The sequence below is a fragment of the Nocardia colli genome, from assembly GCF_008704205.1.
Taxonomy (GTDB): domain Bacteria; phylum Actinomycetota; class Actinomycetes; order Mycobacteriales; family Mycobacteriaceae; genus Nocardia; species Nocardia colli.
The window spans coordinates 1-1,680 of sequence record NZ_VXLC01000039.1 but is presented as its reverse complement, the minus strand read 5'-3'; the positions used below and the strand labels follow the sequence as shown (position 1 = coordinate 1,680).

General features: G+C 56.2%; 1 rRNA gene. It reads left to right on the top strand.

From position 1 onward, the window contains the following. Positions 1–152 precede the first annotated feature (152 nt). Positions 153–1,669, top strand: a 16S ribosomal RNA gene (locus tag F3087_RS42795). The last annotated feature ends 11 nt before the right edge of the window (positions 1,670–1,680 follow it).

Below are 1,680 nucleotides of genomic sequence, written 5' to 3'. Positions count from 1 at the left end.
AATATGTTTATTGGTTCCGGCCTCTCATACCCCCCGGTTGATGAGGTCGGACATTTAGTCAGCAAATCTTTTTGCTGGCGTTTTGTTTTGCTAGGTTTTCGGACTCTAGTTTAGATACTTCTGATTGCACCTTCGGGTGTGGTTGAGAGTCTTCAACGGAGAGTTTGATTCTGGCTCAGGACGAACGCTGGCGGCGTGCTTAACACATGCAAGTCGAGCGGTAAGGCCTTCGGGTACACGAGCGGCGAACGGGTGAGTAACACGTGGGTGATCTGCCTCGCACTTCGGGATAAGCCTGGGAAACTGGGTCTAATACCGGATATGACCTTCCAGTGCATGCTGGTTGGTGGAAAGATTTATCGGTGCGAGATGGGCCCGCGGCCTATCAGCTTGTTGGTGAGGTAACGGCTCACCAAGGCGACGACGGGTAGCCGACCTGAGAGGGTGACCGGCCACACTGGGACTGAGACACGGCCCAGACTCCTACGGGAGGCAGCAGTGGGGAATATTGCACAATGGGCGAAAGCCTGATGCAGCGACGCCGCGTGGAGGATGACGGCCTTCGGGTTGTAAACTCCTTTCGACAGGGACGAAGCGTAAGTGACGGTACCTGTAGAAGAAGCACCGGCCAACTACGTGCCAGCAGCCGCGGTAATACGTAGGGTGCGAGCGTTGTCCGGAATTACTGGGCGTAAAGAGCTTGTAGGCGGTTTGTCGCGTCTTCTGTGAAAACTTGGGGCTCAACCTTAAGCTTGCAGGCGATACGGGCAGACTAGAGTACTTCAGGGGAGACTGGAATTCCTGGTGTAGCGGTGAAATGCGCAGATATCAGGAGGAACACCGGTGGCGAAGGCGGGTCTCTGGGAAGTAACTGACGCTGAGAAGCGAAAGCGTGGGTAGCGAACAGGATTAGATACCCTGGTAGTCCATGCCGTAAACGGTGGGTACTAGGTGTGGGTTTCCTTCCACGGGATCCGTGCCGTAGCTAACGCATTAAGTACCCCGCCTGGGGAGTACGGCCGCAAGGCTAAAACTCAAAGAAATTGACGGGGGCCCGCACAAGCGGCGGAGCATGTGGATTAATTCGATGCAACGCGAAGAACCTTACCTGGGTTTGACATACACCGGAAACCTGCAGAGATGTAGGCCCCCTTGTGGTCGGTGTACAGGTGGTGCATGGCTGTCGTCAGCTCGTGTCGTGAGATGTTGGGTTAAGTCCCGCAACGAGCGCAACCCTTATCTTATGTTGCCAGCGCGTAATGGCGGGGACTCGTGAGAGACTGCCGGGGTCAACTCGGAGGAAGGTGGGGACGACGTCAAGTCATCATGCCCCTTATGTCCAGGGCTTCACACATGCTACAATGGCCGGTACAGAGGGCTGCGATACCGCGAGGTGGAGCGAATCCCTTAAAGCCGGTCTCAGTTCGGATCGGGGTCTGCAACTCGACCCCGTGAAGTTGGAGTCGCTAGTAATCGCAGATCAGCAACGCTGCGGTGAATACGTTCCCGGGCCTTGTACACACCGCCCGTCACGTCATGAAAGTCGGTAACACCCGAAGCCGGTGGCCTAACCCCTTGTGGGAGGGAGCCGTCGAAGGTGGGATTGGCGATTGGGACGAAGTCGTAACAAGGTAGCCGTACCGGAAGGTGCGGCTGGATCACCTCCTTTCTAAGGAGCAC